General features: G+C 56.1%; 19 protein-coding genes and 1 tRNA gene. 7 read left to right on the forward strand and 13 right to left on the reverse strand.

Features of this window, described 5'->3' with window-relative positions; genetic code table 11:
* Positions 1 to 51: 51 nt before the first annotated feature.
* On the forward strand, positions 52 to 420 hold the full coding sequence (locus tag ABSB80_RS07710; protein ID WP_428369764.1) for a response regulator: 369 nt from the start codon (positions 52 to 54) through the stop codon (positions 418 to 420).
* 10 nt (positions 421 to 430) lie between these two features.
* Here ABSB80_RS07710 and ABSB80_RS07715 read toward each other — a convergent pair whose 3' ends face one another.
* From ABSB80_RS07715 to ABSB80_RS07735, 5 genes are read right to left on the reverse strand one after another with little or no spacing between them, the layout of a single operon-like run.
* On the reverse strand, positions 431 to 3,259 hold the full coding sequence (locus ABSB80_RS07715) for a DNA topoisomerase I (RefSeq protein ID WP_428369765.1): 2,829 nt from the start codon (positions 3,257 to 3,259) through the stop codon (positions 431 to 433).
* A 5-nt stretch (positions 3,260 to 3,264) separates the two neighbouring features.
* Positions 3,265 to 4,713 carry an Asp-tRNA(Asn)/Glu-tRNA(Gln) amidotransferase subunit GatB gene (gene gatB / locus ABSB80_RS07720; RefSeq protein WP_428369766.1) on the reverse strand — a complete coding sequence of 483 codons (1,449 nt, stop codon included), beginning with the start codon at positions 4,711 to 4,713 and terminating at the stop codon, positions 3,265 to 3,267.
* 1 nt (position 4,714) lies between these two features.
* Positions 4,715 to 6,016, reverse strand: a complete 1,302-nt coding sequence (gene gatA / locus ABSB80_RS07725; protein WP_428369767.1) for an Asp-tRNA(Asn)/Glu-tRNA(Gln) amidotransferase subunit GatA — start codon at positions 6,014 to 6,016, stop codon at positions 4,715 to 4,717.
* Complete coding sequence (gene gatC / locus ABSB80_RS07730; protein ID WP_428369768.1) at positions 6,016 to 6,285, reverse strand: Asp-tRNA(Asn)/Glu-tRNA(Gln) amidotransferase subunit GatC; 270 nt, start codon at positions 6,283 to 6,285, stop codon at positions 6,016 to 6,018. Before gatC ends, gatA begins: the two co-directional genes overlap by 1 nt.
* Complete coding sequence (locus ABSB80_RS07735) at positions 6,275 to 7,279, reverse strand: asparagine synthase-related protein (RefSeq protein ID WP_428369769.1); 1,005 nt, start codon at positions 7,277 to 7,279, stop codon at positions 6,275 to 6,277. The genes gatC and ABSB80_RS07735 overlap by 11 nt, the downstream gene beginning before the upstream one ends.
* A 389-nt stretch (positions 7,280 to 7,668) precedes the next feature.
* Here ABSB80_RS07735 and ABSB80_RS07740 point away from each other — a divergent pair.
* Positions 7,669 to 7,752: transfer RNA gene (locus ABSB80_RS07740), tRNA-Leu, on the forward strand.
* 14 nt (positions 7,753 to 7,766) lie between these two features.
* Here the strand turns inward: ABSB80_RS07740 and ABSB80_RS07745 are convergent.
* From ABSB80_RS07745 to ABSB80_RS07770, 6 genes are all read right to left on the reverse strand, one after another.
* Complete coding sequence (locus ABSB80_RS07745) at positions 7,767 to 8,129, reverse strand: hypothetical protein (protein ID WP_428369770.1); 363 nt, start codon at positions 8,127 to 8,129, stop codon at positions 7,767 to 7,769.
* A 211-nt stretch (positions 8,130 to 8,340) separates the two neighbouring features.
* Positions 8,341 to 8,901: a DUF7504 family protein gene (locus tag ABSB80_RS07750; RefSeq protein ID WP_428369771.1), complete on the reverse strand. Its 561-nt coding sequence runs from the start codon at positions 8,899 to 8,901 to the stop codon at positions 8,341 to 8,343.
* Positions 8,898 to 9,908 (reverse strand): PAS domain-containing protein, encoded by a 1,011-nt coding sequence (locus tag ABSB80_RS07755; RefSeq protein ID WP_428369772.1) that lies wholly within the window; start codon positions 9,906 to 9,908, stop codon positions 8,898 to 8,900. Before ABSB80_RS07755 ends, ABSB80_RS07750 begins: the two co-directional genes overlap by 4 nt.
* Positions 9,909 to 10,196: 288 nt before the next feature.
* Positions 10,197 to 10,553, reverse strand: a complete 357-nt coding sequence (locus tag ABSB80_RS07760; protein ID WP_428369773.1) for a hypothetical protein — start codon at positions 10,551 to 10,553, stop codon at positions 10,197 to 10,199.
* Between the two features lie 281 nt (positions 10,554 to 10,834).
* On the reverse strand, positions 10,835 to 11,074 hold the full coding sequence (locus tag ABSB80_RS07765) for a YwbE family protein (protein WP_428369774.1): 240 nt from the start codon (positions 11,072 to 11,074) through the stop codon (positions 10,835 to 10,837).
* Positions 11,075 to 11,153: 79 nt separating this feature from the next.
* Positions 11,154 to 11,903 (reverse strand): hypothetical protein, encoded by a 750-nt coding sequence (locus tag ABSB80_RS07770; protein ID WP_428369776.1) that lies wholly within the window; start codon positions 11,901 to 11,903, stop codon positions 11,154 to 11,156.
* 202 nt (positions 11,904 to 12,105) lie between these two features.
* On the opposite strand from ABSB80_RS07770, the gene ABSB80_RS07775 reads away from it, so the two are divergent.
* From ABSB80_RS07775 to ABSB80_RS07790, 4 genes are all read left to right on the forward strand, one after another.
* The gene (locus ABSB80_RS07775) at positions 12,106 to 13,365 is read left to right on the forward strand and encodes an amidohydrolase family protein (protein WP_428369778.1); all 1,260 of its coding nucleotides are present in this window, start codon (positions 12,106 to 12,108) and stop codon (positions 13,363 to 13,365) included.
* A gap of 270 nt (positions 13,366 to 13,635) precedes the next feature.
* Positions 13,636 to 13,953 (forward strand): DUF167 domain-containing protein, encoded by a 318-nt coding sequence (locus ABSB80_RS07780; RefSeq protein WP_428369780.1) that lies wholly within the window; start codon positions 13,636 to 13,638, stop codon positions 13,951 to 13,953.
* Positions 13,954 to 14,450: 497 nt separating this feature from the next.
* On the forward strand, positions 14,451 to 15,680 hold the full coding sequence (gene dnaG / locus ABSB80_RS07785; protein ID WP_428369782.1) for a DNA primase DnaG: 1,230 nt from the start codon (positions 14,451 to 14,453) through the stop codon (positions 15,678 to 15,680).
* Positions 15,681 to 15,739: 59 nt separating this feature from the next.
* Positions 15,740 to 16,021 carry a UPF0058 family protein gene (locus ABSB80_RS07790; RefSeq protein ID WP_428369784.1) on the forward strand — a complete coding sequence of 94 codons (282 nt, stop codon included), beginning with the start codon at positions 15,740 to 15,742 and terminating at the stop codon, positions 16,019 to 16,021.
* Between the two features lie 165 nt (positions 16,022 to 16,186).
* Here ABSB80_RS07790 and ABSB80_RS07795 read toward each other — a convergent pair whose 3' ends face one another.
* Positions 16,187 to 16,786, reverse strand: coding sequence for a hypothetical protein (locus tag ABSB80_RS07795; protein WP_428369786.1), 600 nt, complete (start codon positions 16,784 to 16,786; stop codon positions 16,187 to 16,189).
* 681 nt (positions 16,787 to 17,467) lie between these two features.
* On the opposite strand from ABSB80_RS07795, the gene ABSB80_RS07800 reads away from it, so the two are divergent.
* Positions 17,468 to 18,403, forward strand: a complete 936-nt coding sequence (locus tag ABSB80_RS07800; protein ID WP_428369788.1) for an ornithine cyclodeaminase family protein — start codon at positions 17,468 to 17,470, stop codon at positions 18,401 to 18,403.
* Positions 18,404 to 18,701: 298 nt separating this feature from the next.
* Here the strand turns inward: ABSB80_RS07800 and ABSB80_RS07805 are convergent, their stop codons facing one another.
* Complete coding sequence (locus ABSB80_RS07805) at positions 18,702 to 21,635, reverse strand: PAS domain S-box protein (protein WP_428369790.1); 2,934 nt, start codon at positions 21,633 to 21,635, stop codon at positions 18,702 to 18,704.
* Between the last annotated feature and the right edge of the window lie 653 nt (positions 21,636 to 22,288).

Here is a 22,288-nt window from a genome sequence, read left to right on the forward strand (position 1 = left end):
TAAAGATATTACGTGAAATGACAACATCATGGTATAAGGAATGGTATATAAATGGCAGGTGAATCAGTACTCATCGTCGAAGACGATGATATCATTGCACGGGTTGAAGAATGGCGCCTGAAAAATCTTGGGTATGAGGTGTCCGGCAGGGCCAGGACCGGCGCCGAGGCCATGGAACTGGTCGGGAAAAGCAAGCCGGATCTCGTACTGATGGATATCAACCTTAAAGGGGATATTGACGGGATTGAAACTGCAAAACTGATCAAAAAAGGGTTCAATATTCCCGTGATTTATGTCACCTCGCACTCGGATGGCCCCACGCTTGAACGGGCAAAGGCAACCCGCCCGGATGGTTTTATTAACAAACCGTTCGACGATAAGGATCTCCGTGTCGCTATCGAACTCGCCATGAAAAGATAGGATCTTCCCTTCAGAGCTGGATCACTGCAGTCTCCTTTCTTTTCCGGATACTCTTCTGGTAATCGAGAATTTTCTGTTCGGGAATCCCGGACCTGGCAGCGAGTTTTGCGGCATCTGCAGAGAGCAGGGTATCCGCGTCCGTGATATCGGCACGGAGGAGTTTTTCAAGGACGGGTTCTCCAAGACCTTTGATTGCCAGGAGTTCCTTTTTGCCACGTTCCATCTGGGTTTTCGAGATCTTCTTCGGGACCGGTTTACTGAGGTGCCTGCAGACAAGCTCAACATGGCGCTGGACCGTGCTCGCCGACATGCCGGTCAGGTCGCTCAGGGCCCCGGGGGAGTGGACACAGAATGCTTCCGGATCGATGATCCCTGCAGCGAGATATTTTTTCAGGCTGACGGCAGGGATACCGATCTCCCTGAGCACCTGGCCATGGTAGGTGGTCTTAGCCCGGGTGAGGAGTTGCTCCGCCTCATTCTCCCCGATCCCCGCTCTCGTGAGTGTTGCGATGTCAACCCTCGCGAGACCGGAGAGTTCGGAGATGCCGGATTCCTTGAGGGCAGAAAGGATTTTTGAATAGCTGCGTCCTTTCCTTGGGATCAGGTTATCGCGCATAAACTTCCGGCACTCTGACCGCTTTCGCAGCCTTTCCAGCACGCGCCCTGCTTCATGAACAAGCAGGCTGGCCCGGCCGCTGTCGAGTTCCAGTCTCTTTGCAAGTACCTCCGGCGTGCTATGCGCCAGTTCAGCCACGGAATAGATATGGTGGGACTGGATCTTTTTTGCCAGGGATTCGTCCATGGACGGGATCTCGGCGAGCGACTCGAGGTTGGATTTGATATGGTGACAGAGCGGACAGCCGATGTCCCACGGGCGGGCCCCCTTCCGGACGAGCCGGACATACTTGAGATGGTGTTGTTCGCACACTTCGTCGGTCCGGACTGCAAATCCCCACTGGGCCCCGGGGAGCCCGATGTTGAACGAGCAGTCCGGGTACCGGGAACACCCGATGAACTGGGTGTTGCCCCGGAGGTGCTTGATAGCCAGGGTTCCCCCGCAGGCGGGACACTTCCCCAGGTTCATCTCTTCTGCCGTCTTCCCCCGTATATCCTCGCCGATCACCTGTTCGTTCGCCTCGAGCTGGTCGAAAGCATGGTGGAGCATCTCCCGGGATTCCCTGACCACGTCTTCCCGGGTCCGTTTGCTCTCCTTGATCTGCTGCATGTGCGCTTCCAGCGTCTGGGTCATGCCTGGCCGGGTGATCGTATCGGCATGCTGCTCGAGCGATTCCGTCACTACCCTGCCGACCAGCGTCGGGCGCAGGGGGTTGCCCTCGACATATTTCCGGGAGACCAGTTTTGCGATCACCTCGTGCCGGGTGCTTTTTGTCCCGAGACCGAGTTCTTCCATCCTCTGGATGAGTTTGCTCTGCGTGTAGCGTGCGGGTGGCTGGGTCTCCTTCTCATCAAGGGTGACTTTCTTCACCGGGAGGTGCTCGCCCGTTTCGAACGCGGGCAGGACCACTTCTTTTGCCTCGCTGAACGGATACACCCTGTGCCAGCCCGTTTCGAGGAGTTGTCCCCCGGTCGTGGTATATTCCTCGCCGCCTGCAGAGAAGAGGATCTTCAGTGTCTTCCACTGTGCATCGGGCGAGAGCGTCGCGAGGAACCGGCGGAGCACAAGCTCGTAGATCCGGAACCCGTCCTCTCCGAGTGCCTCGCGGGTTGCCCCGCCGGTCGGGTGGATAGGCGGGTGGTCCGTGGAGGACTTCTTGCCCCGGGTCGGGACTGCCCTCCGGTGTGTCATCACCCATTCCACGTCTTGCTGGAAGGATGAATTCCGAATGGTCTTCAGGATCGCATCGAGATCCAGGGAATCCGGGTATACGGTATTGTCGGTCCTCGGGTACGAGATGAAACCGTTCATGTACAGGTCTTCGGCGATCCGCATCGCATTTGCCGCGGATAACCCGAGCCGCGCTGCTGCAACGATATAGGCCGTCGTGTCAAAGGGTGACGGGGCCCGGTCCTGCTTGGTGCCGGTCCTGACATCCGTTACGACGAGCGGGGCCTTTGTCCGGTCCCGGGCAGCAACTGCCGCCTCCTTCTCGTGGAACCTGCCGTTGGTGTGCCTTGCCTCGATGGTCTCCGCGTACTTCTCGGTCGTGCAGGACACCTGCCAGTACTTTTCCGGGACGAATGCCTCGATCTCTTTCTCCCGGTCCACGATCATGCCAAGTGTCGGGCTCTGCACCCGTCCCACGGAGAGGATGTTCTGGCCGCCCCTCCGTGCAGCAAGGGAGATGAACCGGGTGAGGGACGCCCCCCACATCAGGTCGATGGACTGCCGCGCCTCCCCGGCTGCGGCAAGGGCAAAATCGAGTTCGGTTGTATGGGAGAACGCGTGTTTCAATTCACCGGGAGTGATAGCAGAGAAGCGGGCCCGGTCGATCCCGACGTTCTTGCTGGCTGCCCGGACGAGTTCGTAAGCTTCCTTGCCGATCAGTTCCCCTTCGGTATCGAAGTCGGTGGCGATCGTGACCCGGTCCGCCTGCCTGGCCAGCTTCTGGAGGAGGGAGACGATCTTCTTCTCGGTCGGGATCTTGATGGTCTTGGCATCGATCAGGCTCCGCGGGGTATGCTGCTCGCTCCTCCAGTTCTTGTACCCCGGTTCGAAATCGATCTCCACCACGTGCCCCCGGAGCCCGACCGTGGTTGTATCCCCGAAACTGTATGTCGACACCCCGCCGTCCCTGTGCTCGGTGACTTTCTTTCCTTCGCTGAGTATCTGTGCAATGCGGCGTGCTGAAATGTTCTTTTCGGCAACAATGAGGTGCACGGCAGTTACGCCTCCCGGTCCTTCAGCGATTCGGTGAGCATCCGGTTCAGTTCGCCCGGGTCGGCTTTGCCCCGGGTCTTTTTCATGACCTGCCCCACGAGGAAGTTGAGCGCGCCGCCCTTTCCGGCCCGGTAGTCGTCTATCGCCTTCGGGTTCTCTTCTATCGCTTCCCGGATGGCTGAAGCGATGGCGCCGGTATCCCCGGAAGTCTTTGCAAGGTTCAGGCGCCGGACGATATCTTCAGGAGTTTCACATGCCTCTTTCCTGAGCCGCTGGTCGAGCATGACCCGCAGGACCTCGACCCCGCTCTTGTCGGTGATTGTGCCCTGCTTCAGGAGAAGGACCAGCCAGGTGAAACTCCCGGGGTCGACGGGATCAAGGCTCATGTCCCGGTAATTCAGCTCACCGATCAGCGTGTCGGCGATCCACGTGGCGGCAAGGCCTGAGAGCCCTCTGGGATCGGCAGCAACCACTTCTTCAAAGAAGTTTGCCAGTCTGAGCTCGCCGGTCAGCGTCCGTGCGTGACTCGGGGAGCAGCTGTACTGTACCATGAACCGCTCCCTCCGCGCATCGGGCAGCTCCGGAAGGACGATACCGTCCAGCCACGACCGGACATGGAGCGGTCGGAGGTCGGGTTCCGGGAAGTACCGGTAGTCGTGCTCCAGCTCCTTGCTTCGGGCGGACTGGGTGACGCCCCGCGCTTCGAGGAAGTGCCGGGTCTCCCGCTCTACCTTCTGCCCGCGGCGGAGGAGGTTCTTCTGGCGGGTGATCTCGAAAGTGAGCGCCTTTTCTACGCCCTTGTAGGATGTGATGTTCTTGACTTCCACGCGCTCGCTCCCCCGAATCGAGATGTTGGCGTCGACCCGCAACGAGCCCTCCTTCTCGGAATCAAAGACGCTGAGGTATTCGAGCGTGGCGCGGAGCTTGTTGAGGAACTTCCGCGCCTCCTTTGGCGATCGCATGTCCGGCTCGCTCACGATCTCGATCAGGGGGATACCGGAACGGTTGTAGTCCACCAGCGAATATTTTCCCCGTTCAGTATTTCCCATGTGCACGAGCCTCCCCGGGTCTTCCTCCACGTGGATGCGCGTGATCCGGATGCGGCGCTCGCCGCCTTCGTCGCTGTCGATCTCAAGGTACCCCCCTTCCGCGAGCGGCTTGTCGTACTGGGTGATCTGGTACGCCTTGTCGAGGTCAGGGTAGAAGTAGTTCTTCCGCGCGAACTCGGATTCATCGAGCACTGCACAGTTTAAGGCCTTTGCGACCCGCATCGCGAACGCGATCGCCCTCTTGTTGAGGACCGGCATCGCGCCGGGCAGGCCGAGGCAGATGGGGCAGACGTGGGTATTGGGGCCATCGGCACGGTAATCGGTCGAGCAGCCGCAGAAGAGCTTGCTCTTTGTATCGAGCTGGCAGTGGACCTCCAGGCCGACGATTACGTCTCCTTCAGCCATATCAGCTCACCGCCTGCTCGTATGCGTATGCGACATCGATGACACGCTCGTCCTCAAACTGCCTGCCCATAATCTGGAGACCGACCGGCATCCCCCCGGCCCTGCCGCAGGGAACCGAGATGGAAGGGATGCCGGCAAGGTTTGCCGGCACGGTGAGGATGTCCGCGAGGTACATGGAGAGCGGGTCGCTCTTCTCTCCCAGCCGGAAGGCGACCGTGGGCATGGTCGGGCCTGCTATCACGTCCACCTCTGAAAAGATGCGCTCAAAATCTTTTCTCACGTTCTCGCGGGCGACCTGCGCCTTTGCATAATATTTCCCGTAGTACCCGCTGGACAGGGCAAACGTACCGAGCATGATCCGCCGGCGCACCTCGGTGCCGAACGCGGCGGCCCGCACTTCCTGGTACGCATCGTGCCAGGACTTTTTCGTGTCCGCAGCAGGACCGTACCGGACGCCATCGAACCGGGCGAGGTTGGAACTCGCCTCGCAGGTGCAGGTCACGTAATAGGCGGCCAGCGCGTATTCCATAGAAGGGATGCTGCAGGGAACGCTGGCTGCACCGAGTTCTTCCAGTTTGGCGATGGCGGATCGTACCACGGCCGCTACGGCGGGGTCGACCCCGGCGCCAAAATACTCCTGGGGGATGCCGATTTTCAGGCCCCTGATGTCTGCTCTTGGCGTGTGGGTATAGGGCTTGTCGTGGGAAGTCGAGTCATGCCGGTCGTAGCCAGCGATGACTTCCATCAGGGTCGAGACATCGCTGACGGTCTTTCCCATGGGGCCGATCTGTTCAAGCGAGTTCGCGTACGCGATCAAGCCGTACCGCGAGACCCGGCCGTAACTTGGCTTCAGGCCGACGATACCGCAGAACGCAGCCGGGCAGCGGATCGAGCCCCCGGTATCGGTCCCGAGCGCCATTTGCACCATGCCGCTCGCGATCGCCGCAGCGCTCCCGCCGCTGGAGCCCCCCGGAACGCGGCCGGTATCGCAGGGGTTGAGAGTGGGACCGAACGCCGAGTTCTCGGTCGTTGTCCCCATCCCGAACTCGTCCATGTTGGTTTTGCCCACAATTGCGGCTCCGGAGCTTTTCAGGAGTTCAACAACCCGGGCGTCATAGGGTGGGACATACCCTTTGAGGATCTTTGAGGCGCAGGTGGTTTCAATCCCACGGGTGGAGATATTGTCTTTGACCGCAACCGCGATACCGGAGAGTTTCCCGTTCCCGTAAGGCGCGTGGTTACATACCGTGAGGAAAGCGTTGTACCGGTCGTCAGGTTCGAACAGGATCGTGCCGGAACTCACTACATCACCCGCGGCGCCCTGATGAACCCCTCTTCCTGTGCCGGTGCATTGCGCAGCACCTCTTCCTGAGAGAGGGATGGCTCGACCTCGTCTTCGCGCATGATATTGTAGAGATCGCGCGTAACCGCCGCATCCCCCTGGACACGGTCGAGGATATCGAAATATTCGAGGATTGCGTTGAACTGGTGAGTAAAGGGGCCCAGTTCGCCCGGGCTGATGCCGACATCGGCCAGCTCCGCGATATGGTGTACGTCTTTTTCAGTGACCATGGTCCACCCTGATGATGTGGTCTATGTAATCTTGCACGGACGATTTATATCCATTTTTACTGGCAAGCTTCTGGAGCACTCTCCATACGCCGCTCCCGTATTGCATCGCTTTCTTCTCTTTCCATGCGAGATCCCGGGAAATGTAGCGTTCTGCGACCGTCCTGAGCGGGATCTTACGCCGGCCGTGCTGCACTTTTTCTTCTGCGGGGATCTGCTGTGCAGCGCGCACCACCCGCAGGTCAAGGTAGGGCATGGAAAGGTACGTGCCGTGGAGGGCGGCGACCGACTGGTCGCGTGCCGCCTGCTGCCCGAGGCCGGCAAAGTCCCGGGCCAGGTCTGATTCGAGCGTGGTGGTCTCCAGGTAGCGGGAGTATCCCCCGAAGAGTTCGTCGGCACCCTGCCCCGTGATGATGCGCTCGTGACCGTGTTCCCCGGCCCAGCGTGCGATGAAGTACTGGGTGAGCGCGATGCCGGTATTGACCGGGTCCGTGTCCGGGATTGTCCTGACAACCTCAGGAAGTGCTGCTGCTATTTCTTCCTGGGTTATCGTAACGAACGTGCAGGAGAGCCCGAGCATATCGGCAGCCCGCCGCGCCTGGACGAGGTCGTGGGAGCCCCCGACGCCGACCGCAACGCATTCGCGTTGTGCCAGGAACGCGACGAGCGTCGAGTCCACGCCGCCCGAGAACGCAACCACCCCCTCGTCCGAACGCAGGCTTACCGCGGTGACGATTGCTGCATCAAGGGACATATCAGGAACTTCAGGTTTGATGACTCCCCTCACCTCGCCATTGCAGATCATGGTCCCTTTCCGGCAGTCACCCTGCATGATGCCGAGATGGTCGCGTGCACGGCACCCGTCCCAGGAGAGGAAGAACTCGCCCCCGAACCTGAGGATATCGGACGGGCGGTCCCTGATAATGTGTTCAATTTCAGGAAGGGTGAGCCGGTGCCCGTCGAGTTCGACCCACCCGGAAAGTTCAGATCTGTTCATGGGTACATCACACGGTGTGACTATTCACACTCAGTACCCCGGCATTCTCATTAAACATATTGTTCAGGCCCTGCGGCAGGACGTGGAGGTTCCGGCCCAGGCACCTCTGGTGGCGCTGGCCGCAGCGCCCGGAGATATCGTACGGAAAAACCTGGGGTGGGGACGGGGAGCCCTGATCGGATGCCAGACCCTCGGTTGTATGATATCAATAGCAACGGATGAAATTAGCAACGGATGAAATTGTCTCCTGAAACAGAATCAAAGAGTCAAGAAAGAGCTGCAATCTTTTTTTGTAGTCTCCGGTCAATACTGTAGAGCGCGAGGGCAGCCAGGCCGGCCAACGGCGCTGGACTTAAGACCTCGTCGTGATAATTGGTATAAGGGTTAATGCGAGGGTAGGAAAGCCGGCCAACTCCGCCGGACTTAAGATCCGGTCCTGCAGAGGTTCATGCGTTCAAATCGCATCCCTCGCATCTTTGCCCGGAGATCAGCCGGGTTTACTCTCACCGGGCTTTGGTTCTTCTCCTGCTTTCTTCCCGGCTGCGGCCACATTCTTCTGCGGCTGTTTCCGCTGGTGAAGCCCAGCACGACGTTCCGCTTCCTGGCGGGCCTTCTGCCTGTCCCGGAACCCGGTGAAGAGGATCCGGACCCCATCGATGTCGTCCTTGAGGTATGCCGCTTCACGGTATTCGATGAGCATGATCTCTCCGTCCGGGCCGAAGTGGCGCTCTTCACTCGTACCGGCCATATACCGCTCCCTCTGCTCTTTGGTCGGGGCCGCGTATCTGTTCTCGTACCGGAAAACACCCATTGAGATCTCCCGCGTTACATGATGATATCGTTCTGTCATGATAAAATGCCGGGTGCCATCATTCCGTGGCGGGGTGTTGCCCGCGGAGGAGATCCGCATTCCCGGCCGGGGCGGAATACTTGATTGTCGCTGAATACCGGCACGAGTTCTTCCATCACGGTCTCACCGTCAGGGAACTCGTTGCCATGGATGAGAGCCCCGCGGGCAGTTGCGGTTGCTAAAAAATACCGGCTGAAAAGGTAAGATTACCTCAGTCTGCATCGATAACGGTATCAACAAACGTCGTCAGCTGGGATAGGAGCATCGGGTCAAGCCCTTTTTCAGCCGCAAGGAAAACCCCGGAAATATCCATAAGCCGGAGCTTATTGGTCACAAAGTGAATAAATTTCGAGATGTTTGCCGATGAGATATAGATGAGCATGGTGCTGATCGAGTCGTAGAGGATACAGACTTTTTTCCCGGAATTCTCTTTCAGCGCCCCGGTGACCGCTATGCCCAGGTCCGTCAGGTTCGCAGGATTATTGATGTACCGCACCAGACCCGGGATATTCTCTGCATTCCCTATTGAATGCCGGGTGACCGCGTCGATGAACGAGACGGTGCTGAGATCCACGCCGCTTTCCGCGTAGAGTTTGGAGAGGATACTGTAGGGGAAATTGGTCGTGACGACAACCGTATGATACCCCAGAGACGAGATCTCCCTGATGATCTCGATATTGCGCTGCCGTATATTTGCAGGTGAGGAGAGCACCAGGAAGAGATGCTTATGCTCAAGATCATCAGGGTTTACCAGCACGGGCACAAAGATCACCTCCCCAGAAAATTCCGGTATGCAACAGGTATTTTCCGGCTCTTTTCCACGATCGCTTTCTGGAACTCCCTGACGTTTGCCGCGATCTGGTTCGCATTGCGCGACTGCCCTTCGAGAACCATTATGATCTCTTCCGGTGTGAGTTTCCCGTCCCGGACGAGTCCTGCCACCTCATGGAGGTTGTCCCCGATGATCTCAATCGGCTGCTTGAGGCGCATTGCCATCTCTGTCATGTAGGCGGTGAGGGCATCCTCGGCTGTTCTCAGTGCAGTGATATCCCTCCCGATCGCAATCTCCTGGTAATGGCCCGCCGATCCGATCTGGCGGGTATTCCACGAGATGATCCGCCGTTCGCCGTTCCTGGCAAGGATCGTAGTTTCGAGATTTTCGAAATAACTCTGTGCAGAAATTAATTTTTCAATCTGGTGCGTGATCGTACGGCGGTACTCCGCTTCAGGATAAAGCCGTTTCCATACATCGCGCCTGCCAATGACCTCGTCATGGCTATACCCGGTGATCTTTTCTGCTGCCTTATTCCAGACCAGGATGTTGCCCAGAGGATCGAGAACAGCGAAAAGAACATGGGCATTGTCAATGATGCTCTCACGGAACGCGTCCGCATCCCTCTGGCGGGTAATATCCATGCCGACCGCGACAGCCCGTCGCAGTCTTCCCTCGCCGATCTCTTTCGTATTCCATCGGATGACGCGTTCTTCTCCCGAACGCGTATGGATAACCGTCTCAAAATTTTCAAAATAGTTTTTTGTGGCAAGGATATCCGCAATTTTTTGCGTCACATTTCTGCGGTACTCTTCGTCAGGATAGAGGTGTTTCCAGATCTCCGTACCGCCAATCACCTCATCCTGCCGGTACCCGGTTATCGTCTCCGCTGCATGGTTCCATGTGATAACCCTGCCGTTTTTTTCGAGGACTGCGATCAGGACGAGCGCGTTGTCGAGAAAACCCGCTTCCATACAGGTTCCCTGGTCATCGGTTGTTACTCTCATACGGTATTCTCCAATAAACTCCCGGGCTTCATTCCTGAATCAGAGTACCTGCTGCGGTTATATGAATGTATAGGAATATTTCCCATGGAATGAATGAAAAGAGGGTGAGGAGACTGAAATCTGCCCTCTGCCGGATTCATGACGGTTTTGGGTAAACCCGTACGCACCCTGCGGCACCAGGATCTCGGACCGCGCGCCTTTCCCGGGATACACTTCACCGTAACCGTCAACCTGGCTATGGAAAGGATCTCCCGGATCGGGAACCGTCCATTCCATTTCCCCCAATCCCTACTCAAATTCCAGCAGCACCCGGATCTTCCGCTCGATATGGCCGGACATCTGGTACCATCCGTCCAGGCAGCGATCCCCGGTCATGGTGCGGATCGCGTCTTCCAGTTCAAAGTCGGAGATGCCATGGTTTTCGTGGTCCAGTACCTCTTCCCTGCAGTCATTCCCTCTGGCAGGGATCCTGCACAGGGACGGCATTGCATCCAGGACCCGGATGAAATAGTAGTTACTGCCGACAAGGGACCGTCGGTCATCCTCCAGTCGTTCAAAGAGGAGTCTCTGCTCTTCTTCGCCGCCTTTCCCAGTCCTCTCCCGGAGCACGACCCAGCAGGATCTTTCCACATTAATGCAGCCCATCGGCTCTGCCTCACAACACCCTTAACCGGAACCCTCTTTATCCCTGCGTTCCGGCCCGCATTTGCTTTTCAGGAGGGAATTTGCCCCTGACACTCCCTGTCCGGATTTTTCCCGTCTGATACGCTCGGGTTCCGGGTTCCGGAAGATGATTCTTGTTTCGCTGGCAGCGTAATGAGAAAACACCTTCCACCTTCCCGTGAATGGAGGGTAGTCAGTGTCCGGCAGCATATATTTTTGGTCATATGCATTTCCGGCAGGATCGCCAGACCCCGTGTCCCGGCTCAATTACCGGATGCGTCTTTACTACCCTCTTCCGTATCGATGATCTCCGCAACCCGACCGACCCGGCCATCGGTGAGCCGGACCTTGATCCCGTGCGGGTGGAACGCGGAGCCGGTCAGGATCTCCCTGACGATCCCCCGTGTCCTGTTGCCGCTGCGCTGGTCTGCTTTCTGGATGATCTCTACGGTCAGGCCGGGCCGTACTTCTGCCCGCTGCTGCGACTTCCGGTCTCCGTTCATGGTCGTGAAAAAATGCGGTTATTTCCAATATTGTCCCGTCTCGGCCGGGGATGATGGATCCGGGCTCTCCCACAAAAAATCACGGGGGAAGGACGGGGTTGTCGTACGCGCCCATACCCTCTTCGAGATATCCCTGTGCGACTGCCCACCCGTGCTGCCGGCCATGCATCGTGACGCCGATATCCGTCTGGAACTCATTCGACTCCGGCCCGGATATCTTCCAGCTGTTCGTACCGGTAAGCGCCGATTTGATGATCACGGTTGCATTCGGGTCTGTCTGGTAATCGGCATAGAGTGCTGTGTCGTAGGTGAAACATTCCTGCCCGGGTGAACCCTGAACCGTCCCCATATTCCCGGTGCAGCTCGCGTTCATGAGATCCTGTACCGGGCGGAAGATTGCGCTCTTTTCGACCGGGTCCCCGGTATCGATGATCGTGCCGGATGGTACCTGCGTGGAGACTGATATCGTGAACGGATGAGCGGCACTGGTGCCATCAGGAGGGATGATCGAGGCCGCACCGATCTTCACCAGCGTGGCTTTTCCCGTACCGAAGAGTGTCGTCTTCCAGCTGCCCGGGATCTGCGGGATCTGGTGAGAACTGTACTGTTCCACGATCGGCGAATTACCGGCCCGGTCGTCAGGGACCGGAATAAACAGCGTGACATTGTCCAGCCGCGAATCGGTAGTCAGGGTCAGGGTATAGGAATAGGTGCTGGCAAGCGAGTTCCGGTACGCGGTCTCAACATAGGCGTTATAGGCAGCTGTCGCGGTGAACGCGACAAGGATGAGGATGAACAGGCCAAGAGTGATTTTTATTATCTTATCCATACGGTCACACAACCCCCGGCGCATGGACGCGTAGTTCCCTGTTACCGGGTTACGTGTCCTGTCCTGCCGGATGAGATGATGAAGTATTGACTGGAGCAGATTGAAAACCTGTCGATGGCGTACCCCGTGAAGACCTTTGGACCTGTATCCCCTGGTGCAGGGCTGACCATGCCTTTATGCCTTTTTGAGAAAAGTGAATACTATGGTTTCCCGGCCGTCCCTTGTCCTGCGGAATGTCTCTGTTCCTGGCGGGCGTACTGCAGACATCACGATAATGGACGGGCATGTCAGCCATACCGGCGCCGCCCTTCCGGCAGAGCGGATCCTGGACTGCACCGGGCTTTTCGTCCTCCCTGCAGCGGTCGATATGCACGTGCACATGCGGGGCGGGCGGCAGTCTGTAAAAGAAGACTGGGGCAGCGGGAGCAGGAGCGCCCTTGCCGGCGGGGTAACGGTCGTCGTGGACCAGCCCAACACCATCCCGCCGCTCACCACGCCGGACGCAATCAGGGCCCGGGTCCTTGAGGCAAAGTCAGGGTCGCTCTGCCATTTCGCGATCAACAGCGGCGTGACCCACGATACGCCGCTCAAAGCCATGTGGAGTGCCGGCGCGATGGCGTTCGGGGAGACTTTTTTCGGACCGTCGAGTTATGGAGACGCGATAACCCCGCAGGAACTCACCAGTGCGCTGGGGGAGATCAGCCGCCTCGGTGCCCTCGCAACCATCCACGCGGAAGAGATTGTACCTTCCGCGGACGAAAGCCTCGTCTCCCATGACAGGGCCAGGCCGGCCGCAGGGGAACTGCGGGCTGTCGGGACTGTCCGCAGCTGCAACACGGCCGGCTGCAGGCTGCATTTCTGCCATATGAGTACAAAATCCGCGGTTGGAGCAGCAACGGGGAGCGTTGAGGTGACTCCGCACCACCTGTTCCTCTCCCTCGAACAGCCCCGTACCCCCGCTGCGTTCTGCAAGGTAAACCCCCCGATCAGGACGGAGAAAGAGCGCAGGGATCTCTGGAGCGTGTGGGAGCGGATCGATGTCATCGCTTCTGACCATGCCCCGCATACCCGTTCCGAGAAAGAGCAGCCATTCGCTGCAGCCCCGTCAGGTATTCCAGGTGTGGAGACCATGGTGCCGCTCCTCATGGCTGAAGTCCTGAACAGGAAGATCGGCCTGCAGGACGTGATCAGGAAGACGTCAGCGAATCCCGCTTCTCTGCTGGGGATCCCCCCGGCCGGATTCGCACGAGGAGACCGCGGGGATTTCGCATTGTATCCGAAAGGTGCTGCCCCGATCGATCCTGACAATCTTCACAGTAAATGCGACTGGACACCATTCGAAGGGCTGCCCGCGGTCTTCCCCCGGCTCGTTGTCATGGGTGGGGTGGTCGTGTACGAGGAAGGGGAATTTTCTCCCGGTAACCCCTCGTGGCTGGCAGGCAACGGGTTTTTTCCGCCGTAGGCCCTGGCGGTGTCACGTGGGGTATGCCGCGGGATGTTCCTTCCGAAATGCTCAAGATTCCCGGCGCCGATACTATACTGCCGATACAGCGCTCCCATAGGTCCCCGGGTGATCGATTGACAAGCGTCTGGACGTGATCCATGGGACAACCCGGGTGCGCGACAGGCACTGCCCGGCAGAGGGTTTTTTCACAGGTGAAGGACGGCAGCAGCCACTGGTGATCCATGTGCGTTTATGCCGGGCAACATTTCCCCTCTCCACGGAGTACCTATGCCGGATTTCGCCGACGCTCTTTCTGAAGACCGGGATGGTACCCTGATCGCCATCGAAGTCACCGCCGGCGCCGGGAGCGAGGCGTTTCCTGCAGGCTACAATGCATGGCGGAAGATGATCGGCTGCCGTGTTTCAGCACCCGCGCTGGAGGGGAGGGCCAACCGTGCCGTCATCGGGCTTGTATCAACAAAACTGGGTATCCCTTCTTCTTCGGTCAGCATCCTGTCGGGTGCGACCTCGTCCCGGAAACGGATCCTCGTGTCCGGCATGAGGAAAGAGGATCTGATCAAACGGCTGAACACTTTTGCCAGATAATTCCGGTCTGTGAATCGCGTGATTTGGATGCTTCTTAACATTAATGGTGGCTCTACAGAGGCGTGCATGACTCAATTCAGGTTCACTACGAAATTATAAGAATTGTTAAAATAGTCAAATAAGAGAGGGCTCCCCGCCTCAGGGACCCTACGGGGCACGGCGGGGCAAGGAGATTTTTAGTCACTGATCCGCCGGGGGGGCGAGTCGAAAATTCTTAATAGAATTTTCTTCAGCCAGCCCTGACCATCGGTCACGGCTGGCTCCCCGTTGGGGCAACCGAAGGCTGTGGAGAAGTGATAACTTCGACTGCGGCGGCGTTCATCGTACCTAATTTCCTGTGATCTCCACAAATCAATTAAAATTTCAAAATACGTATTCGATGGTCTATGTCCGACGATTGACCCCGAACCTATCCTTTAAGTAATTCCAAACAATATATATTTCATACCTATGATCAGGCATTACATCCATCGCATGATACATGGGGGTGCGTTTACTTGTATTCACCGGATACTACCAAGTACCTTATTCACATCAGCCTCGCCGCAGAGGGGGTGGTCGAGAAACCTGACGTAGTCGGTGCCATATTCGGGCAGACTGAAGGGTTACTCGGCGAAGACCTCGACCTGCGGGATCTCCAGCGGACAGGGCGTGTGGGCAGAATCGACGTCCAGATCACGAGCAAGAAGGGAGAGACAAAGGGAGAGATCCTGATCTCCACCTCGCTCGACCGGGCAGAGACGGCTATCCTTGCCGCATCGCTCGAGACGATCGACCGTGTCGGTCCCTGTGTAGCCCACGTGACCGTGGACTCGGTCGAGGACATCAGGGTCAGCAAAAGGAAGAAGATCGTCGAGAGGGCCAAGGAGATCCTGATCGACCGGTTCGATGACGGGACCATAGACAGCGACGAGTTGCTTGACGATGTCCGCCAGACCCTCCGGATAGAGAAGATCGGGTCCATCGGCGAAGAGCGGGCACCGGCCGGCCCGAATGTCCTCGAGTCCGACGCCATCATCATCGTCGAGGGGAGGGCGGATGTCCTGAACCTGCTGAGGTACGGCATCAAGAACGCCGTTGGCGTGGAAGGGACCAACATCCCCAAAAGCGTTGTGGAACTCTGCGAAAAGAAGACCACGACCGCGTTCTTTGACGGGGACCGGGGTGGCGAGCTGATCCTCCGGGAACTCCTGCAGGTGGCTGATATCGATTTTGTCGCGTTTTCCCCGAAGGGCAAGAGTGTCGAGGACATGACCCGGAAGGAGGTCATCAAGACACTCCGGAACAAGGTCCCCGTTGAATATGTCCGTGACCAGTACTTCGAGACCTCTGCCGAACTCCCGGGCGATCTCCGGATAACGCGTCCATCCCCTGAAGATGAGGACGCCCACGAGCGGAAACGGCAGCCTGCAGGGACCCGTCGCCCGCGTGACACATCGGGCGGCCCGCTCAGCCTCAGGGAACACATCGAAGACGTGAAAGGGCAGAACCTGGCACGTTTTCTCTCCGATGACCTGTCCGTAGTCAAAGAGCTGCGGTCAGACGAGGTGGAAAAAGCCATCGAGACGATCGATACGACGGCGACCGGGCTCGTTGTCGACCGTCCCGTGGACCAGAAATTCCTCGACCGCCTGGTCTCGAAAGGCCTCTCCTATGTCGCGGCAAAGGATTTCAAGGGGATCATCAAGCGCCCTACGACAATCCGCCTGCTGAAGATGGGGTCGTGACGGCCCCACACAAATTTATTTATGCTGCACCTGTCCATGTTACTGTCGGATGTGGACGCATGCACAAAGAGGAACTGATCAACCTTCACCAGATGCTCTCTGAAGTCAAGGACTATTTTGAGGAGATCAACCCGGACCTGAAGTTCTCCCAGTACAGTGCACTGAAGATCTCCCCCTCCCAGCAGCACAAGAGCAAGATGGAGCACAAGTATGCCATCTTCGTCCTCGGGACCGAGATCGCCAACGCGATGAAAGACGTGGACTATACGTCCTCGAGCAGGATATCGGCACGGATGAAAGAACTTGCCGAGAAGACGCTCAAGGAAATGGATACGGAATAATCTCTTTTGTCCCTGGCCGGAACACCGTACTTCCAAAAACAGATTTAACACTCCCGAATGGCAGGCCCAATGTCACTTTGCATACCATCAGGAATGAGAATGCACGGTTTGGATCGATCGACCGCTGACTTAACGGGACCGAAGTAAAAATCTCCTGAACGAACTCTATTTTTTTCCGAAACCATAATGTTCCCGTAAAAATTTCCTGACCTTTTCAGACTCCAGATATCTCTCATCAAGCGTGTCAATAATTTTCTCGATTATTTTCACCTGATCTGAGATGAGAGCACTTGTCTTATCATCAAGCGTTGCAGTATCCAGCAAAATAGCCTGCAAGGGATTTCTGATCTTGTCATTGAGGATCAACAACTGTTCCATGTTGTGCTCAATCTGCTGGAACGCCTCCCTCTTCAATAGTTCGAGCTGCGTTTTACTGGCCCTGGAACTTTCAGCAAAATGCGAGATCACAATACCAAGAGAGACAAAGATGAAAAACCATGCAGTGTAAACTGCGATTATCCTCACAGAAAATGTTCCGAACACATACACGAGTACGATGTAAACCCAGCCAAGGGCGATCGTGATCAGGATCCCCCTGCGGGGAAAGGCATATGCCGTCAGGAGCACCGGAACAAGGAAAAAATAGGGGAATATGTCATTGATGCCATGGGACAGGCTGAAGACAGCAGTCAGTATTACTCCAAGTGAAGTTGCGATGATGAGATATATCCAGATGGCATTTTCATGGATGAACGTATGGGGCATTTCTCTCTCACCCTGTCTCGTGGCTTGACAATCTGCTATTCCTGGTTGTCAGAGACATCTCAAATTGTGGAGTAAGACATCCCCACTATGAATGCAGCCGAAGGAGATGTCACGAGCAGCCCGGTATGCCGGGCCCTGACAGAGGTCTGCCGTGGGCGGCATGAAGCGGCAGGTGATGGTGCCTGCGCGTGTCTCTAAATTAAAAAGCGAAACAATATATTATTGTCTATTTGAAATTTTTGATATAGTTGCAGTCTTTCCAGATACCGGAACCGGTTCAGGTACATTATTGGACCTTGTAACTACGAGTTGTCGAAGACCGTTTAAAATGGTGAATGAAAGGCTCTGGAGAAACGGACATGAACCTGTAACGTTCACTCCGGAACCATGAAAATTGTTCAGGTACGAAAGCTCCCGGCCTCAGGGCCTCTCCGGGGAGTCAATCGTCGCATAAGCGAGGATTGACTGGAGAAGAATCCTCATGGATTCTTCGACTTGCTTCATCCTGTACGGATGAAGCAGAGGAAGTTTGGAAAAACTTCCTCTTGCCGAGTCTCGGCGGCATTCATCGCAATGGTGAGAGAGTGACAATCCGCCGTGAGATCTGAATAATACAATTTTTCTAGAAAACGCTTCCCGGATTAAGATACGTTCAAATCCAATAAACAACGATTCCCGTTCATGCAGTATTTCACCGATACGGATATGGGACTGGATATCGGGCTCGTCAACCTTGCCGTAGAATCGGCATTCGCAGATCACGGGAGGGGTTTGGTCCAGATGCCTCCCAAGCTCTACATTACGCTCCCCTCCGGTGATTTCCGTACCATGCCGGCATACCTGCCCTCGCTCGGGATCGCCGGGGTAAAGATCGTCAACGTGCACCCGGACAACCCGTCCCGCGGCCTCCCGACCGTGATGGCGCTGACGGTGATCCTGGACATCGCGACCGGCCAGCCCGTTGCCGTCATCAACGCGACGCGCCTCACGGACATGCGGACCGGTGCAGCGGGAGCGGTTGCCGCCAAGTACCTCGCCCCGAAAAAAGAGATCGTCCTCGGCGTCATCGGCACGGGAAAGCAGGCAGAGGCGCAGGTCGCGGCGATTTCCCGGGAACTGAAGATCCAGTCCCTCAAGGTCTGGAGCCGCAACCCCGACCATGTGCGGAAGTTCGCAGACCGCTTCATGGAGTACCCGTGTCTTTCCGTCCCGATCGAGAAGGCATGCGACTGCGATGTGCTGGTGACCACGACGCCATCGCGGTCCCCGATCGTCAGGAACGAGTGGATCCGTGAAGGAACCCATATCAACGCAATCGGGGCGGACGCCCCCGGGAAAGAGGAGCTGGACCCCGCCATACTCCGGCGGGCGCAGGTCTTTGTCGATGATCCTGCGCAGGCGGTTCATTCAGGGGAGATCAACGTTCCGATAAGCCAGGGAATGTACCGGGAAGCCGACCTTGCCGGGACGCTCGGCGAAGTGGTGATCGGGAAGAAGAAACGGGCGAGCAGGGATACCATCACCGTCTTCGACTCGACCGGGCTTGCTATCCAGGACCTTGCCATCGCGAAGATCGCGATGCAGCACGGGAGGACGTACGAGCTGCCGTTCCTGTGAATTGTTATTTGATACTGTGCCGGGCTGGTGGCCGGATCTGCGATTACCATTTTTTGGCACGCCGGGGGATACCCACCCCTCATGTGCCCGGAGGGGTACCTGTCCCTGAGGGTATGATAGCCAATACATTTCGGTTATCGTTCGCGGAAGCTGGATGTGATTTTGAGGTGCTGTTGCATGAACGGGATTGAATGGAAATGATATCCCGGGAACACATCAATGCCGAATAGTTAAACGTCCCGCAGATGCAACAGAACCCGGTTTCTCACCATGTTCAGAACCCATAGCAAATCTGCCGTCATACCTCATTTGCAGGTATCCGCCAGTGTTCCTTCGGAACGGTCATCTCAAACCGTGCACCCTTACCGGGGGTTCCTGTTTCATGAATGGTAATCCCGGTGATATTCAGAATCTCACGGGCAAGGAAGAGTCCAAGCCCGGTGTTCTTGCCAAAGTCATGGTCGAAGATCCGTTCCTTCTCATCTTCAGGGATACCATTGCCATCATCCTCGCATAGGATCAGATAATTATCACCGGATTCCTGTGCAGAGAACCGGATGGTTGTGATCTTCTCCCCGTACCTGACAGCGTTATCCATCAGGTTATAAAAGACCTTGACAATAAGAGGGTCGGCGAACACTTCTGTACCAGCAGGGAGATCGTTATTTATCGTGACAGTTCCCAGTGGGGCTTGCTTTGTTGCAGTGTCGACAAGTGTGCGGCAATCCTGCCAGACCGGGGCATTGACGCCGATCTTTTCGTATTCCTTGGTGAACTGGATCATGGTAGAGATTCGTTGTGCCGCAGTTGCAGCCTTCTGAAAATATTCACTGAGTGAGGGATCGGGCTGCTTCTTTTCCAGAATGGCGAGGTATCCCTGGAGCACCGTCAGCTGGTTGTTGATGTCGTGCCGCGTGATGCCTGAGAGGAGATTAAGTTTCCTGTTCGCCTCACGGAGAGCCTGTCCTTTTTTCCTGAGCTCGGTGATGTCGTGAAGGATTCCTTCAACACCCAGCACATTCCCCTCATCATCATAATAAAAGTGACTGCTGGCAGTGACCAGGCGGAGTATACCATGCCGGGTTTTAAGCACAAGAGGATAATTTTCAACAGAGCCCTTTTCTTTCAGGATATCGAGAAATCGTTCACGTTCCTGGGGATTCTGATATGTATCAAGGGCGACATTGAGCCCGATCATCTCCTCTTCTGAGTCATAACCGGCAAGTTTTACCCCGGCGGGGCTGAACATAATGAGTCTGCCTTCCCGATCGGTCCGGTAGATCGCATCCTGCATTTTGGTGATGATGTCACGGTATTTCTTTTCACTCTTACGGAGTGCCCACTCCACCTTCTTGCGGTCGGTGATGTCGTCGGATATTCCAAGAACACCAATAACATTCCCGTCCTCTGTTTTCATCGGCGCCAGGTGGGCATCAATCCATCGTTCGCCATTTGGGAAAAATTCACAGGTCTCAAAATTCTGATTAGTCCCCTGAGCCAGAACTGAACAGATCCTTTTCATATGCTGATCGGCAACAGGGAGGGGGAAGATCTCGCGGAGGTGCTTTCCGGTAAGCTCATCCGGGGATAATCCCCACTGCGCAGCGGCAGCCGGATTGACAAAGCGTACATAACCCTCCCGGTCAACGAGGTAGATCATGCTCGGAGAGGTGTCCGCAAGGGTGCGGTACCGTTCCTCGCTCTCCCGGAGTGCCTCCTCGGCACGCTGGCGTTCGGTGACGTTCCGGAGGGAGAGGAGGATTGCAGGTGACCCTTTGAATGTGAGTTTCTTCCCCATGCATTCGATCCAGACTTCCCTCCCCGAGGTGGATATCACCTTGTATTTGACGAGATACGCGTCACCCCCCTGCACGACATGGCTGAAATCCCTGATGGCATCCGGTAACGATTCAGGGGCCAGAAACTCCAGGACATTCCGGGTTCCGAGCATCTCGACCGCGAACTCGGCATCAATTATCCGGCCTGCGGCCCGGTTGCCGAAGAGGATAGTTCCGCTGAGGTCAAGAATGAGGATGCCTTCGAACGCGACCTCGATAAGAGTGCGGTACTTCTCCTCGCTCTCCCGGAGTGCATTCTCTGTATGTTTACGTTCTGTGATATCTGAGAGGAGGACAAGGTCTGCCGGTTGTCCGTTCCAGGTAATCAGGCTGGCATTGATCTCCATCCAGAGTACATCTCCTTCTTTGGAAACTATCCGGAATACATAATTATCTTTCAGAATCTCTTCAGCAAGACGCCGTTTGTACTGTTCCCCGACCGTAGTACGGTCGTCAGGATGAACGAATTCCAGGAATGGTTTTTGTGCAAGTTCCTCTTGTGTGTACTTGCCAATCTCCACGAGCTTCGGATTTGCATAGCAGATCCTGCCATTCTGGATTACCAGGATCGCTTCATTTGCATTTTCAACCAGTGTCCGGTACCGGTCTTCACTCTCCCGGAGCGCATCTTCCGCCCTGCTGCGTTCGGTGATATCGGTAAGGACAAGGAGTGTGGCAGTGTTGTTGCGGTACTGAATATGAGTTCCTTTTACGATCACCGATCTCTGAAGCCCGTCCTTTCTCATAATCGCGATCTCATAAGCAGGGATATCCCTGCTGTTCTTGCGGGATGCCAGTTTCGCAGTGACCATATCACGATAATCTTCTGCGACATAGGAGAGAACCGGCTTACCAATCAGCTCCTCAGGGGTATACCCAAGTGCGACTGCCGAGGCCGGGTTCACGTAGAGGATCTTCCCCTCGGTTCCATAGACAATGACATAGTCAGGAAGATTTTCCACGAGGCTTCTGTTAAACTCCTCGCTCTCCCGCAGCAGCCCCTCAGCCATTCTCCGTTGGACCGCTTGGCGGATCTTGTGCGCAAGCTCGGCAAACTGTGATTTTTCCTCACCACCTTTCTGGAGATAGAAATCGGCCCCTTCATTTAATGCTTGGATGACAACCTCTTCACGACCCCGCCCGGTGAAAAGAATAAACGGGATGGTATTCCCCAAGGTTCTTACCTGCTTTAAAAATTCGATACCATCCATCTCCGGCATCTGGTAGTCAGAGATGATGGCATCGTACGTCCCGGAATCCAGCAGAGCAAGTGCGGCCGGGGCAGAGGTTATGATGTCAACGCTGAACTGCCCGCTCTCCTCAAGGAAGAGTTTGCCGACCTCAAGAAGGGCGGGTTCATCATCGACATAGAGAACACGGATTATCGTTGCCATCATGCAGCCCTCCAATCCCTCGTACCGGTCTTGCGTACTTCTCCCGGTGCACCCGTAACTGATTGAACGCCCTGTTCTTTTTTAATAATTATGAAATGATCTCGTACAATAAATGCCAGGGGTATAGTGAACGAGTGCAGTTAATGAGATGAAGCCCGTTTTTGAATTTCAGGACTTCTGACATAATATAACAATTGTCTCATGCATGGGAAAAATGGGAAGCCCGTGCGGTCTAAAATAGGGCCGTAAAATCCACCAGGAATTTCCGGGTGGGGAATCCGCTTTGCAGGTATGTGCGTAGTGTAAACCGGAGCTGTTTTGCGCGCAGGACATCGCACCGGAATCGATCTGCGGCAAAAAATTTTCAACCACCCCCCAGCCCCTTCCAAAAATTTTCAAGCGACCCCTGCCATACGGGCCCGGGCAGCCACGCCGGACAAAACGAAAATGTGTCAGTTGTACATCCGCGTCACGGATAATTATCTGCGCAACGGCATGGTAACTGATGCCTCTTGATCGCGATTGAAATCTTTTGCTCTGTAGAAAACCTCTATCCAGACAAATTGTATAAACCTGTCAAGGTTAGCGAGAATGATCTTGCATGAAATTTCTTTCTTCTGAATCTGGAATATTCGTGATTTCAGGTCAGCTCC

Origin of the sequence: Methanoregula sp., from assembly GCF_050010295.1 — an archaeon.
In the GTDB taxonomy this organism is placed as follows: domain Archaea; phylum Halobacteriota; class Methanomicrobia; order Methanomicrobiales; family Methanospirillaceae; genus Methanoregula.